Below are 13,368 nucleotides of genomic sequence, written 5' to 3' on the forward strand. Positions count from 1 at the left end.
GGGCATGGTTCAGAGAAGATCCTCGATCCGGATCGGGAAATGCCTGATCCGCCGTCCTGTCGCATGCCGGATGGCATTGGCGATGGCGCCGACGGTTCCGGTGATGCCGATCTCGCCCACGCCCTTGATGCCAAGCGCGTTCACATAGGGATCATCCTCGTGGATGGTGATCACCTCCAGATCGCGGATATCGGCGTTCACCGGTATGTGATAGCCGGCGAAATCGGCGTTCATGATCCGTCCGGTGCGGGGATCGTGCTGCGCCTTTTCGTGCAGCGCGAACGAGACGCCCCAGATCATGCCGCCCATCAGCTGGCTTTCGGCGAGACGCGGATTGATGATCCGTCCCGCCGCGAAGGCGCCGACCAGACGGGTCACGCGCATCTGGCACAGGTCGGGATCGATCTTCACCTCGGCGAAGACGGCGCCATGTGCGTTCATGGCACGGTTTTCGGCATCTTCCGGCTTGCGAAAGGCGCTGCCCTGGCCTTCCAGTTGCTCAAGTCCCGCTCGGTGCAGGATGGCGGCCAGATCCTCGCCGCGCGCGGGGTCGCCCTCGACCTCGATCCGGCCGTCGCGGGCCTGGAAGGTCGCGTTGTCCGCGCCGTGCAGCGGCGAGGCGGGATCGGCCGCCGCCATGCTGCCAAGCTGGCGGATCACGTCGCGCCCCGATGCATCCAGGGCGCTGCCCGCTGTCGCCGTATGCCCCGAACCGCCCGCGATACCGCCATCGGGCAGGGTCGAATTGCCGGACCGGAACTCGATCTTCTCGATCGGCAGGCCAAGACTGTCGGCGGCGATCTGGGCCAGCGCCGTCCATGCGCCCTGTCCCATGTCGGCGGCCGATGTCTCGAACAGGGCGGTGCCGTCGGCGCGCAGGGTGGCACGGGCATCGGCGGCAAACATGGGGCAGGGAAACAGCGCCGTGCCCATGCCCCAGCCGACCAGCATCCCGTCCGCGTCCTGCATCTGGCGCGGTGCAAGCGGTCGCCGGGACCAGCCGAAACGACGCGCCCCCTCGGCATAGCATTCACGCAGCGCCTTGGACGAATAGGGTTTGCCCGTTCCGGGCTCGGTCTCGGCGTAATTGCGCAGCCGGAACTCCAGCGGATCGAGGCCCGTCGCCTCGGCCATTTCGTCCATCGCGCATTCCAGCGCGGCCGAACCGGACGCCTCGCCGGGGGCCCGCATCGGGCTGGGCGTGCCGACATCCAGCCGTACGCCGCGATGGGTCGAACGCAGCGCCTGCGCCGCGTAGAGCCCCTGCGAGGCATTCGCGGCCGGTTCCAGAAAGTCGTCGAAACTGGAGGTTTCCGACACCCCCTCGTGATCGATGAAGCTCAGCGCCGCCGCGTCATCGGTGCCCAGCCGCAGCCGCTGCCGTGTGGCGCCGCGATGGCCGACGGGGCCGAACATCTGCTGGCGCGTCAGCATCAGCTTGACCGGGCGGCCGGTCATCCTTGCGGCCAGGATCGCCAGAACCTGCGGCCCCGTCGGGATCGCCTTGGACCCGAATCCGCCGCCCAGAAAGGGGCTGCGCAGGGTGACGTTGCCGGCCGGAATGCCGAAGAAATGTGCGTATCCCGCACAGGACAGCACAAGCGCCTGACTGGGCATGTCCAGAATCAGCCGGTCGCCGTCCCATTGCGCCACGACCGCGTGCGTTTCCATCGCGTTGTGATATTGCGGCGCGGTCTCGTAGGTCACGTCGATGCCTTGCGCGGCGGAATTCCTGGCGGTCTGCATGTCGCCATGCTCGACATCGGCGGGTCTGCCAAGGGCGCCGGGCTCCAGCGCCTCCGGCTCGTTCTGGTCCAGGGCGATGCGGGGCGTCATCGTCTCGTAGCGCGGGTTCAGAAGGCGCGCGCCCTCGGTCGCGGCTTCGATGGTCTCGCCCAGAACCATGGCGATCGGCTGACCGGCATAGCGGACCGTGTCGTCCTGAAGCACCTCGATGCGGAACGAGAACATCGTCGGCTTTTCGGACGGATCGCCCTGAAGCGGCGGGCGGTTCTGCGGCGTCATCACATGGCTCACGCCGGGATGCGCCTCGGCCGCCGCGACATCCAGATGCGCGACCCGGCCGCGGGCGATCGTGGCCGGCAGACAGACCGCGTAAAGCAGGTTCCGGGGGTGGTTGTCGGCGGCGAAGGTCGCGGTGCCGGTTACCTTGGCAAGACCGTCGCGCCGCGTCAGCGGCTGGCCGGAATTCGATCCGAAGCGCATCGGGCGGGACATGGTATCAGACATGGGCAGGCTCCTCGGCGGCGAAGACAGAGGCGGGGAGCGCCGGCATCCGCGCCGGCGTGCCCCGTGCGGCAAGCGCCAGCGCGCGGGCGGCGACGCGCCGGGCGATCGGGATCTTCCAGGCATTGTCATGCGCCGGCACGGCATCCGACAGGGCCGCCTCGGCGGCGCGGTCGAACAGGGCCGCGTCGGGCGCGTGACCGGTCAGCAGTGCCTCGGCCTCGGCGGCCCTCCAGGGTTTCGCGGCGACCGCGCCCAGGGCCAGGCGCGCGCCCGTGATGATCCCGCCCTCGATTTTCAGCGCCGCGGCAGCCGAGACCGTGGCGAAGGCGAAAGAGGTCCGGTCTCGCAGTTTCAGATAGCGCGCGTGACCTGCGAATTCCGCCGCGGCGGCGGGCAGGCGCAGGGCCAGGATCAGTTCGCCCGGTTCCAGCGCCGTTTCGCGATCAGGCGTCGTGCCGGGCAGATGGTGAAAATCGGCGAAAGCGATTTCGCGCGCGCCGTTCGGGCCGATTACCTCGACCACCGCGTCCAGCGCCGCCAGCGGAACGCAGAAATCCGACGGATGGGTGGCGATGCAATCATCGCTCCAGCCCAGCACCGCGTAATTGTCGCCGACGCCGCCGCGCGCATCGCAACCGGTGCCGGGCCGACGCTTGTTGCAGGCGGTCTCGGGGTTCTGGAAATAGGGGCAGCGCGTGCGCTGCATCAGGTTGCCGGCCACGGTCGCGGCATTGCGCAACTGGCCCGAGGCCCCCGACAGCAGCGCCTCGGCCACCATCGGAAAGCGGCGGGCGAAATCGGCGTCGCGGGCCAGATCGGCATTGCCGACCCGCGCGCCGATCCGGGTGGCGCCCTCCGCCCCGGTCTCGATCCGGTCGAGGCCGGGCAGCCGGCCAAGATCGATCAGCCGATCCGGCTGCGCCGCCCCGGTCTTCATCAGATCGACCAGATTGGTGCCCCCGCCCAGCCAGGCCGCGCCCGGACGCCAGGCGGCGATGGCCTCGTCGATGCTGGCGGGCCGGATGAAATCGAACATCTTCATGCCGTGCCCTCCTGTTCGGCTTCGGCCATGCGGCGGGTTGCCTGCTGCACGGCGCGGGTGATGCCGTGATAGGCGGCGCAGCGGCACAGATTGCCGCTCATTCCCTCGCGGATGCGTTCGAGGTCCTCGCCCGCGCTCGCCTCGGCAATCAGGCCGACCGCGCTCATGATCTGGCCGGGGGTGCAATAGCCGCATTGGAACCCGTCATTTTCGATGAAGGCGGTCTGCACCGGATGCAGCGCATCGCCCTGGGCCAGCCCCTCGATCGTGGTGATCCGGGCGCCGTCCAGCGTTGCCGCCAGCGTCAGGCAGGAATTGATCCGCCGGCCGTTCACAAGAACCGTGCAGGCGCCGCACTGGCCGCGATCGCAACCCTTCTTGGTGCCGGGCAGGCCCAGCCTTTCGCGCAGAAGATCCAGCAGCGTGACGCGGGGATCGTCGATCGTCAAATCGCGCCGCGTGCCATTGACGGTGAAAGAGATGGAGAGTGACATGCGTCCTCCCTTGATGTGGCGGTGGGGGTGAAACCGGCATCTTGCCCAGGGGCGATCAGGCCCCGTGGCGAGGTGCTGGACAGTTCGGCCTGCCTGCTGCGCGTATCGTGAGGAATGCCTCCGTTCTGGCGGCCGGGAATGGACCTTGCCCGAAACGCGCAAGACCGGACCGCGTTCCCTGCGGTCGGGGCCTGTTTCGAATGAAGGATGCCGTTTGCGATGCCGGCATCGAACGCCGCCGTCAGGCAAAGGTCAAGGCCCGGCGCGAATTTCGCGGCCTTCCGCGCCTGCGCGGAGCCGTGAAAACGGGCGCCGGCTGCATCAGGCAACCGGCGCGGCAGGACCGGTCATTCCGGCTTGGCGATCTCCAGCTTGACCGAGGCATACCATTCCGCCGCTGCCCGCATCTGATCGTCGTCGAGACTTTCGGCGATGGGCTGCATGATCTCGCTGGGGCGGCTGCCCTGACGGAACGCCTTCAACTGGCTCAGCAGATAGATGCTGTTTTCGCCCGCCAGATCGGGTGTGTCATCATCCATCCCCATTCCGTCCACCCCGTGACAAGAGACACAGGATTCGGGTGCGCCCGAGGGATCGGCGGTCAGCGTCGCCACCGCCGTCTGCGAGGAATACCAGGCCGCCAGATCGGCGATCTGCTGGTCCGACAGGGCGGCGGCGACGACCGACATCATCTCGTTCTGCCGGGTGCCGCTGCGAAAAGCAGTCAACTGGCTGGCGAGAAAGCTGGCGGGTTCGCCGCCGATGCTGGGCGCGGCGGGCATTTTCGCCGCGCCCTCGATTCCGTGACAGGTGCGGCATTGCCCGGCCAGCTTGCGGCCCGAGGCGGGATCGCCCGCGACCTCTTGCGACAGGGCGGCACCGGCGAGCCACAGCCCGCCCAGTGCCATCGAAAGGATCGCGACCCTCATTCGCCGTAGCTGATTCGGTAGACCGCGCCGGCGAGATCGTCCGAAACCAGGAGCGATCCGTCGCGCAGTTGCGCCACATCGACGGGCCGGCCCAGATATTCGTCATTCTCGTCGATCCAGCCCTCGGCAAAGGGTTCGGTCGTGGCGCTGCCGTCCTCGGCGACATAGGTGACCATGACCCGCGCGCCGACCGGAGTGGTGCGGTTCCATGATCCGTGCTGGGCCGAGAAGATCGCGCCGCGATATTTTTCCGGGAACATGCTGCCGGTGTAGAAGGTCATGCCCAGATCGGCTGCATGGGCGGTCATCTCGACGGCGGGCATCACGACATCGGCCGGCGGATCCTGATCCTTGTATTCGACGGTGCGCACATCGCCGCCGCCATACCACGGAAAGCCGAAATTCTGGCCGGCTTCGGTGACATGGTTGATCTCTCCGGGTGGAATGTCGTCGCCCATTCCGTCCACCTGGTTGTCGGTGAACCACAGATCGCCCGTATCGGGATCGAAATCCATCCCGACCGAGTTGCGGATGCCGCGGGCGAAGACCTCGCGTCCGGTTCCGTCGGTATTGATGCGGATGATGCCGCCCAACCCGTATTTGTCATACTTCTCCATCTTTTCCGGTGGGGGGACATTGAAGGGCTGACCAAGCGCGATGTAGAGCTTGCCGTCGGGTCCGATGTCGCAGACCCGCGCGGTGTGGTTGAAGCTTTCCTCGTCCGGGGGAATCAGATCGCCCTGTTTCAGGACGCTGAATGCCGCCACATCCGGGCTTTCATAGAAGAACTCGGCCGCGGGGAACAGCAGCACGCGGTTCTGTTCGGCGATATAAAGAAAGCCGTCCTTGGAAAAGCACGGCCCGTTGGGGATGGTGAAGGCCAGCGAGGGCGCGAAATCCTTCACCTCGTCGGCGACGCGGTCCTTGTTGCGGTCGGTGATGGACCAGACCTTGTCCTTGCGGGTGCCGACAAAGGTGACGATGCCCTGTGGACCCACGGCCATGTTGCGGGCGTCGGGAACCACCGCATAGAGCGCGATCTTGAAGCCCTGCGGCAGCTTGATCTTTTCCAGCGTCTTCTTGATTCCGTCGGCATAATCGCCGGTCTGATCGATATAGGTGAACTCCGTCGTTCCTGTGGATTTGAAGTTCGACAGCTTGTCCAGATTGTCGGGCACATCCGTATTCTGTGCGACGGCAGCCGTCGCCATCAATGCGGCCGCGGCCGCCCCCAGCATGAGCGTGTTCATTCCATCCCTCCCTGTGTCATCTTGTGACCATGACAGGATGAGGGTCGCTTGCCGTTGCGTCAATGATTCCGTGATCGCGCGCCGGTTGTCGCTGATAAGGCCCGATCAATCTTTAATGCTTCAAGGGCCACCTAAAGGCTTGCCAGATCGGTGTTTTAGCGGGCAGTCTTGCGATCACGGTCGCAAGAGGGTCACGAGGAAGGCCCGGATCGAACAGGGAGGTAAGACGATGACCAAGACGAATGAAACTGCGGGGCCGGTGTCGCGGCGCTCGTTCCTGCGCCGTGGCGGCGCTGTCGCCGGCGGTGCCGCCGCCAGCACGCTGCTGGCCGCGCCGGCGGTTCTGGCGCAATCGCCGATGGTGCTGAAGATGCAGACCAGCTGGCCCGCGTCCGACATCTGGCAGACCATGGCGCAGCAATACGTGGACCGGGTCGAGGCGATGTCGGGCGGGCGGCTGAAGATCGACCTGCTGCCGGCAGGCGCGGTCGTGGGCGCCTTTCAGGTCATGGACGGGGTCAGCGACGGGGTGATCGACATCGCCCATTCGGTCGCGGCCTATTGGTATGGCAAGAACAAGGCGGCGTCGCTGTTCGGCACCGGCCCGGTCTTCGGCGGCGATCCCACCAACATGCTGTCGTGGTTCTACCAGGGCGGCGGCCAGGATCTGTATCGCGAACTGACGCAGGATTCGATGGGGCTGAACGTGATCGGCATGTTCGGCTTTCCGATGCCCGCCCAGCCCTTCGGCTGGTTCAAGAACCCGATCAACGGGGTCGACGACATCAAGGGGATCAAGTACCGCACCGTCGGGCTTGCGGCGGATCTGCTGCAATCCATGGGCATGTCGGTGGCCCAGCTTCCTGGCGGCGAGATCGTGCCTGCGATGGAACGCGGCGTCATCGACGCGTTCGAGTTCAACAACCCGTCCTCGGACATGCGATTCGGCGCTCAGGACGTGGCCAAGAACTATTATCTGGGCAGCTATCACCAGGCCTCCGAGGCGTTCGAGTTTCTCTTCAACCGCGACCTGATGGAGACGCTGGACCCCGATCTGCGCGCAATCCTGGAACATGGGGTCGAGGCGGTTTCGACCTATAACACCGCCTTCGCGCTGGACAATTATTCGTCCGACCTGCAGAAGCTGCGCGACGGCGGCGTGACGGTGCGCAAGACCCCGCAGGACATCCTGTCGGCCCAGCTTGACGCCTGGTCCGAGATGATCACCACGCTTGAACAGGATCCCTTCATCAAGAAGGTGCTGGACAGCCAGCGCGACTGGGTCAAGCGCACGGTGTTCTACGAACTGATGGACAAGCCCGACTACACGCTGGCCTACGAACATTTCTTCCCCGGCGAGCTGAAGCTTTAAATCAGACAGGGCCCGTTCCGCCACACAGCGCGGGGCGGGCCTGACCGAAAGGGTTTCCCATGCTGTCCTTCATCCGCTTCGCCGACAACCTGTCGGGATGGTTCGGCAAGTCGTTCGGCTGGCTCATTCTGCTGATGACCTTCGGCGTCAGCTACGAGGTCTTCGTGCGCTACGTGCTGAACAGCCCGACAAGCTGGTCGCTGGATGTGTCCTTCATCATGTATGGAACGCTGTTCATGATGGGCGGAGCCTATACCCTGTCGCGCGGCGGCCATGTCAGGGGCGATTTCCTCTATCGGCTCTGGCCTGTCAGGGTGCAGGGCGCGGTGGATTTCGTCCTGTACCTGCTGTTCTTTTTTCCCGGTGTCACCGCCCTGATCCTGTCGGGCTGGAAATATGCCAGCAGGTCCTGGCAATACGGCGAGGTCAGCGTGAACAGCCCCGCCGGCATCCCGATCTATCAATTCAAGTCGGTCATCGTGGCGGCGGGGATCCTGCTGTTCATCCAGGGCCTGGCGCAGCTGATGCGCAGCATCATCGCCATGCGCGACGGCGTCTGGATCAAGGCCGACGAGGATGTCGAGGAAACCGAAGAACTTCTGCTGCGCGATCAGGCGCCGCGGGCCGGTGTGCATGTCGACTGACCAGCCTGATCCCACTGATCCCAGCACGGAGACGCGCGCGTGACAGATCCGCAGATTGCCCTGTTCATGCTGGGCATATTCATCTTCCTGGTCTTTCTGGGCTTTCCCATCGCCTTCACGCTGATGGCCCTGGGGATCGGCTTTGGCTATTACGCCTATTTCGATGCCGCGCGCATGTGGCGTGCGCTGGACCGGCTGCCCGAGGATGCGGCCTGGCTGACGCAGAAATGGACCTGGCTCGAAGGATTCTACAACAACCGCATCTTCGATCTGTTCATCAACCAGACCTATACCGTCATGTCCAACGAGGTGCTGACGGCGGTGCCGCTGTTCCTGTTCATGGGCTATGTGGTCGAGCGGGCCAATATCGTCGATCGGCTGTTCTCGACGCTGGCGATCGCCTCGCGCCGGATGCCCGGTTCGATGGGTGTGGCCGCGCTGATCACCTGCGCGCTGTTCGCCACCGCGACCGGCATCGTCGGTGCCGTGGTCACGCTGATGGGATTGCTGGCGCTGCCGGCAATGCTGAAGGCGCGCTATGACCCGCGCTTTGCCAGCGGCATCATCTGCGCCGGCGGCACGCTGGGCATCCTGATTCCGCCCTCGATCATGCTGATCGTCTATGCCGCGGCCTCGGGCGTGTCGATCGTGCGCCTTTATGCGGGTGCGATGCTGCCCGGACTGGTGCTGGTGGGCCTCTATCTGACCTATGTCGTCGGCCGGTCGATCCTGCAACCTTCGGTCGCGCCGCGCCCGACCGAGGACGAGGTGCCCACCGTGCCCACGGGCCGGCTGATCGTGATGCTGATCACCTCGTTCTTTCCGCTGGCCTTCCTGATCCTGGCCGTCCTGGGCTCGATCCTGTTCGGTCTGGCCACACCGACCGAGGCGGCGGCGATCGGCGCGCTTGGCGGCATGGTTCTGGCGGTGATCTATCGCGCGATGACGTTCCAGCGGTTGCGCGAATCCGTCTATCTGACCGTGCGCACCACGGCGATGGTCTGCTGGCTGTTCGTCGGATCCTACACCTTCTCGTCGGTCTTCTCCTATCTGGGGGGCGAACAGGTGATCGCGGAATTCGTCGGCGGGCTGGACCTGACGCCGCTGCAATTCCTGCTGCTGGCGCAACTGATCATCTTCCTGCTGGGCTGGCCGCTGGAATGGTCCGAGATCATCATCATCTTCGTGCCGATCTTCCTGCCGCTGTTGCCGCTGTTCGACATCGATCCGTTGTTCTTCGGCATCCTCGTGGCGCTGAACCTGCAAACCTCGTTCCTGACCCCGCCGATGGCGATGTCGGCCTATTACCTAAAGGGGATAGCCCCGCCCGAGGTCAAGCTGACCGACATCTTCTCGGGTGTGATGCCGTTCCTGCTGATGGTCTTCATGGCCATGGCGCTCATGTATATCTGGCCCGATATCGTCTTCGTGCTGCCCAGGATGATCTATGGCTCATGATCCGGTCTCCCTGGGCGCGCGCGCCCTTCGCGACCTGATCGCCTCGGGCGCACTGTCGGCCGAGGCGGCCACCGCCGCCTGTCTGAAACGCATCGCCGAGACCGAGCCGCAATTGCGGGCCTGGGCCTTCGTCGATGGCCAGGACGCCGTGGCACAGGCACGGGCGCTTGACGCCCGACGCAAGGCCGGCGCGGCGATCGGTCCGCTGCATGGCGTGCCGGTGGGAATCAAGGACGTGATCGACACGGCAGGGATGCCGACGGAACGCGGAACCCCGGTCGAAAAGGGCCGCGTCCCGCCCGAGGATGCCCATCTGGTCGCAAGGCTGCGCGCGGCGGGCGCGGTCGTCATCGGCAAGACGGCGACGACCGAACTGGCGTATCTGGCGCCCTCGCAGGCGCGCAATCCGCACGACCCGCAGCGGACGCCCGGCGGTTCCTCATCGGGATCGGCGGTGGCGGTCGCCTCGGGGCAGGTGCCTTTGGCGGTGGGGACCCAGACCGGCGGCTCGGTAATTCGCCCGGCTTCCTATTGCGGCACGGTCGGCTTCAAGCCCAGCTTCGGCCTGATCGGCCGGACCGGAGTTCTGACGCAATCGCCGTTTCTGGATACGGTGGGCGGCTTCGCGCGTTCGCTCGAGGATGTCGCGCTGCTGGTCGAGGCGATGGCAGGCCACGACCCGCAGGATCAGGCGACCGCGATGCAGCCGGTCCCGCGCCTTTCTGACGCTGCCACGCAGCAGCCGCCGCTGCCGCCGCTGCTGGCGGTGGTCAGCCTGCCGGGGGCCGAATCGCCGATGCAGCAGGCAATGGCCGAACTGACCGCCGAGTTGGGCGACCGCGCCCACGGCGTCGATCTGCCCCCCGCCTTCGCCGAGGCCGAATCGATCCGCCGCCGCATCAATCTGGCCGAGATGGCGCGATGCTATTATCCGCTGGAACGGCGCGGCGCCGCGGCACTGTCGCCGCAGATGCGCGCCGCCCTGACCGAAGGACAGGGGATCCTGGCGCGTGATTACCTTGCGGCGCTTGATTGGCGTCAGGTGCTGAATGCGGGGCTGGACGACCTGCTCAGCCGCTGCGACGCGATCCTGTGCCCGGCTGCGACCGGACCCGCCCCGGCCATCGGCGAGGGCAGCACCGGCTCGGCCGCCATGAACGGGCCCTGGACCCTGTGCGGTGTGCCGGCGATCAGCCTGCCCCTGCTGGCGGACGAAAACGGCCTGCCGATGGGTGTCCAGCTGATCGGACGGCGCGGCGAGGATGCGCGGCTTCTGCGCGTCGCGGCATGGCTGACTGCACGCCTCGACGCGTCCGAAGAAAGCGAATCGAGGAGGTTCGGATGACGGACAGGATCTTGGCCCTGCTGGCCTTCGTCGTTCTTGCGGCGTTTCTGATCATTCTGGTCTGGCATGTGCCACGGCTGGATCTTGGCGGTGTCGTCCTGCTGACGCTGATCTTCGCGGGAATCGACATGGCGGCGGTCATGCGCAGTCACGACCGCAAAGATCACACCGGCCAGGATGACACGGAAAACGGTGCCGGAGGCTGATCTTCTCCGCCAGAATGAACGGGGCCGCTTTCGCCTTGCGGCCCCAGCCGAGTCTTGGGTCGGAATGTTTGATGGTGGGTGATGACGGATTTGAACCGCCGACATCTTCGATGTGAACGAAGCGCTCTACCACTGAGCTAATCACCCGGTGGACGGGCTTTTAGCCGCAGGGTGCTGACGATGCAAGACCGGATCGGCGCGAAATGCCGCGTGTCAGGATGCGGGCTTGCGGCGCAGGCGCAGCGTGATCACGTCGCCGCCGCGCAGATCCTTTTCCAGATTCACCCGGCCCCGGCCCAGAGGCGGCACCGCCAGCGTCTGTCCGGCCGACAGGGCCTCGCCAAGCTGTGCCAGTGTCGCGTCGATGATCGGCCGCGCCTCGGACCTCTTCGCGCCGGTCGCTGCCAGAACCCGCTCGACGAAATCCTTTTTCTGGACAACCCGTGCAGGCTGCGGATTTTTCGGTGCCGCCCCGTCGCTTTTCACCATTTCCCAACCCCTCAATCACAAAACCGGAACATTCGGTTTAGCGTGGCGCATCGATTAACCATTGGTCAATTATGAATCGCCCAAGTTCCGTGAAAAGAAAGCGCCGGGCCAGGAAAACCCTGACCCGGCGGCTGCCAAGTTCACCAACTGCAAGTTGCGGCGATCAATGCGCGACCGTGGCCCCGCCCTTTTCGCCCCCCTGGCCCGAGGCGATTCGCGCCGCCTCGGCGGCCTCTTCGGCGGCCTCGTCCCACTCGACCGGGTCGGGCATCCGAACCAGGGCGCGTTTCAGGACCTCGCGGACATTGCCGACCGGGATGATCGTCAGTCCGGTCTTCACGTTGTCGGGGATTTCGGCCAGATCCTTTTCGTTGTCGGCCGGTATCAGCACCGTCTTGATACCCCCGCGCAGCGCCGCCAGCAGTTTTTCCTTCAACCCGCCGATGGCCAGGACGTTGCCGCGCAAGGTGACCTCACCGGTCATCGCGACGTCCTTGCGGACCGGAATGCCGGTCATCACCGACACGACAGAGGTCACCATCGCCACCCCGGCCGAGGGCCCGTCCTTGGGCGTGGCGCCTTCGGGAACGTGGACATGGATGTCGCGCTTGTCGAATTCCGGCGGCCTCACCCCGATTTCGGGCGAGATCGAGCGCACGAAGCTGGAGGCCGCGTCGATCGATTCCTTCATCACGTCGCCCAGTTTGCCGGTCGTCTTCATCCGACCCTTGCCGGGCAGGCGCAGCGCCTCGATCTGCAACAGATCGCCGCCGACCGATGTCCAGGCCAGCCCGGTGACGACGCCGACCTGATCCTCTTTCTCGGCCAGGCCGTAGCGATGCCGCCGCACGCCCAGATATTCCTCGGCCTTCTCGGGCGTCACCTCGACGGACTTGACCTTGCCCTTCAGGATCTCGGTCACGGATTTGCGCGCCAGCTTGGCAATCTCGCGTTCCAGCGACCGCACCCCCGCCTCGCGGGTGTAATAGCGGATCACATGGGTCAGGGCCGCGTCGCTGACGCTGAATTCGCCCTTGCGCAGGCCGTTGGCCTTGATCTGCTTGGGCAGCAGGTGCTGCTTGGCGATCTCGCGCTTTTCGTCCTCGGTATAGCCGGCCAGCGGGATGATCTCCATCCGGTCCAGCAGCGGTCCGGGCATGTTGTAGCTGTTGGCGGTGGTCACGAACATCACGTTCGACAGGTCGTATTCGACCTCGAGATAGTGATCGACGAAGGTCGCGTTCTGTTCGGGATCCAGCACCTCCAGCATCGCGCTGGCCGGGTCGCCACGGAAATCCTGCCCCATCTTGTCGATTTCATCCAGCAGGATCAGCGGGTTGGTCGTCTTGGCCTTTTTCAGCGCCTGGATGATCTTGCCGGGCATCGAGCCGATATAGGTGCGGCGGTGGCCCCGGATCTCGGATTCGTCACGGACGCCGCCCAGGCTGATGCGGATGAATTCCCGCCCCGTCGCCCGCGCGACCGACCGGCCCAGCGAGGTCTTGCCGACACCCGGAGGCCCGACAAGGCACAGGATCGGCCCCTTCAGCTTGGTCGACCGGTTCTGCACCGCCAGATATTCGACAATCCGTTCCTTGACCTTTTCCAACCCATAGTGATCCGCGTCCAGCACCTGTTCCGCCTTGGACAGATCCTTTCTGGTGCGCGACTTCACGCCCCAGGGCAGCGCCAGCAGCCAATCCAGGTAATTGCGGCTGACCGTGGCCTCGGCCGACATCGGCGACATCGACTTCAGCTTCTTCAGCTCGGATTCCGCCTTTTCGCGGGCTTCCTTGCTGAACTTGGTCGCGGCGATCTTTTCTTCCAGCTCGGCCAGCTCGTTCTGGCCGTCCTCGCCATCGCCCAGTTCCTTCTGAATGGCCTTCATC

The 13,368-nt window shown here is 65.4% G+C and carries 12 protein-coding genes and 1 tRNA gene; 5 read left to right on the plus strand and 8 right to left on the minus strand.

The genetic code is table 11. From position 1 onward, the window contains the following. Nucleotides 1-9: 9 nt before the first annotated feature. The 5 genes from B4A72_RS07715 to B4A72_RS07735 form a co-directional block, all read right to left on the minus strand. Nucleotides 10-2,250, minus strand: a complete 2,241-nt coding sequence (locus B4A72_RS07715) for a xanthine dehydrogenase family protein molybdopterin-binding subunit (RefSeq protein WP_292958685.1) — start codon at nt 2,248-2,250, stop codon at nt 10-12. Continuing rightward, nucleotides 2,243-3,292 carry an FAD binding domain-containing protein gene (locus B4A72_RS07720; RefSeq protein WP_292958687.1) on the minus strand — a complete coding sequence of 350 codons (1,050 nt, stop codon included), beginning with the start codon at nt 3,290-3,292 and terminating at the stop codon, nt 2,243-2,245. Before B4A72_RS07720 ends, B4A72_RS07715 begins: the two co-directional genes overlap by 8 nt. After that, a complete protein-coding gene (locus B4A72_RS07725; RefSeq protein WP_292958689.1) occupies nt 3,289-3,786 on the minus strand; it encodes a (2Fe-2S)-binding protein in 498 nt (165 codons plus the stop codon). The genes B4A72_RS07720 and B4A72_RS07725 overlap by 4 nt, the downstream gene beginning before the upstream one ends. A 347-nt stretch (nt 3,787-4,133) precedes the next feature. Then, a complete protein-coding gene (locus B4A72_RS07730; RefSeq protein ID WP_292958691.1) occupies nt 4,134-4,715 on the minus strand; it encodes a c-type cytochrome in 582 nt (193 codons plus the stop codon). Beyond that, complete coding sequence (locus B4A72_RS07735) at nt 4,712-5,965, minus strand: PQQ-dependent sugar dehydrogenase (protein WP_414692191.1); 1,254 nt, start codon at nt 5,963-5,965, stop codon at nt 4,712-4,714. Before B4A72_RS07735 ends, B4A72_RS07730 begins: the two co-directional genes overlap by 4 nt. Nucleotides 5,966-6,194: 229 nt before the next feature. Here B4A72_RS07735 and B4A72_RS07740 point away from each other — a divergent pair, with 229 nt between their 5' ends. From B4A72_RS07740 to B4A72_RS07760, 5 genes are read left to right on the plus strand one after another with little or no spacing between them, the layout of a single operon-like run. Continuing rightward, entirely contained in the window at nt 6,195-7,337 is a 1,143-nt protein-coding gene (locus B4A72_RS07740) for a TRAP transporter substrate-binding protein (protein ID WP_292958693.1), read from the plus strand. A gap of 59 nt (nt 7,338-7,396) precedes the next feature. Continuing rightward, nucleotides 7,397-7,981 (plus strand): TRAP transporter small permease subunit, encoded by a 585-nt coding sequence (locus tag B4A72_RS07745; protein WP_292958695.1) that lies wholly within the window; start codon nt 7,397-7,399, stop codon nt 7,979-7,981. Nucleotides 7,982-8,020: 39 nt separating this feature from the next. Continuing rightward, the gene (locus tag B4A72_RS07750) at nt 8,021-9,439 is read left to right on the plus strand and encodes a TRAP transporter large permease (RefSeq protein ID WP_292958697.1); all 1,419 of its coding nucleotides are present in this window, start codon (nt 8,021-8,023) and stop codon (nt 9,437-9,439) included. Beyond that, nucleotides 9,429-10,784 carry an amidase gene (locus tag B4A72_RS07755; protein WP_292978298.1) on the plus strand — a complete coding sequence of 452 codons (1,356 nt, stop codon included), beginning with the start codon at nt 9,429-9,431 and terminating at the stop codon, nt 10,782-10,784. Before B4A72_RS07750 ends, B4A72_RS07755 begins: the two co-directional genes overlap by 11 nt. Then, nucleotides 10,781-10,990 carry a hypothetical protein gene (locus B4A72_RS07760; protein WP_292958701.1) on the plus strand — a complete coding sequence of 70 codons (210 nt, stop codon included), beginning with the start codon at nt 10,781-10,783 and terminating at the stop codon, nt 10,988-10,990. Before B4A72_RS07755 ends, B4A72_RS07760 begins: the two co-directional genes overlap by 4 nt. Nucleotides 10,991-11,062: 72 nt before the next feature. On the opposite strand, the gene B4A72_RS07765 is transcribed toward B4A72_RS07760, so the two are convergent. The 3 genes from B4A72_RS07765 to lon all read right to left on the minus strand — a co-directional run. After that, a tRNA-Val gene (locus B4A72_RS07765) sits at nt 11,063-11,137 on the minus strand. Between the two features lie 66 nt (nt 11,138-11,203). Further along, the gene (locus B4A72_RS07770) at nt 11,204-11,479 is read right to left on the minus strand and encodes a DNA-binding protein (RefSeq protein WP_292958703.1); all 276 of its coding nucleotides are present in this window, start codon (nt 11,477-11,479) and stop codon (nt 11,204-11,206) included. Nucleotides 11,480-11,642: 163 nt separating this feature from the next. Beyond that, nucleotides 11,643-13,368: endopeptidase La (gene lon / locus B4A72_RS07775; RefSeq protein WP_292978299.1), on the minus strand; the 1,726-nt coding region annotated here is incomplete at its 5' end.

The organism is Paracoccus sp. UBA5162, assembly GCF_002413585.1.
In the GTDB taxonomy this organism is placed as follows: Bacteria; Pseudomonadota; Alphaproteobacteria; order Rhodobacterales; family Rhodobacteraceae; genus Paracoccus.

Excerpts from the sequence above, each read along its gene's own strand:
- B4A72_RS07755 (WP_292978298.1), top strand. The coding sequence starts at position 9,429 with ATGGCTCATGATCCGGTCTCCCTGGGCGCGCGCGCCCTTCGCGACCTG.
- B4A72_RS07725 (WP_292958689.1), bottom strand. The coding sequence starts at position 3,786 with ATGTCACTCTCCATCTCTTTCACCGTCAATGGCACGCGGCGCGATTTG.
- B4A72_RS07745 (WP_292958695.1), top strand. The coding sequence starts at position 7,397 with ATGCTGTCCTTCATCCGCTTCGCCGACAACCTGTCGGGATGGTTCGGC.
- B4A72_RS07740 (WP_292958693.1), top strand. The coding sequence starts at position 6,195 with ATGACCAAGACGAATGAAACTGCGGGGCCGGTGTCGCGGCGCTCGTTC.
- B4A72_RS07715 (WP_292958685.1), bottom strand. The coding sequence starts at position 2,250 with ATGTCTGATACCATGTCCCGCCCGATGCGCTTCGGATCGAATTCCGGC.
- B4A72_RS07735 (WP_414692191.1), bottom strand. The coding sequence starts at position 5,965 with ATGAACACGCTCATGCTGGGGGCGGCCGCGGCCGCATTGATGGCGACG.
- B4A72_RS07730 (WP_292958691.1), bottom strand. The coding sequence starts at position 4,715 with ATGAGGGTCGCGATCCTTTCGATGGCACTGGGCGGGCTGTGGCTCGCC.
- B4A72_RS07770 (WP_292958703.1), bottom strand. The coding sequence starts at position 11,479 with ATGGTGAAAAGCGACGGGGCGGCACCGAAAAATCCGCAGCCTGCACGG.
- B4A72_RS07760 (WP_292958701.1), top strand. The coding sequence starts at position 10,781 with ATGACGGACAGGATCTTGGCCCTGCTGGCCTTCGTCGTTCTTGCGGCG.
- B4A72_RS07720 (WP_292958687.1), bottom strand. The coding sequence starts at position 3,292 with ATGAAGATGTTCGATTTCATCCGGCCCGCCAGCATCGACGAGGCCATC.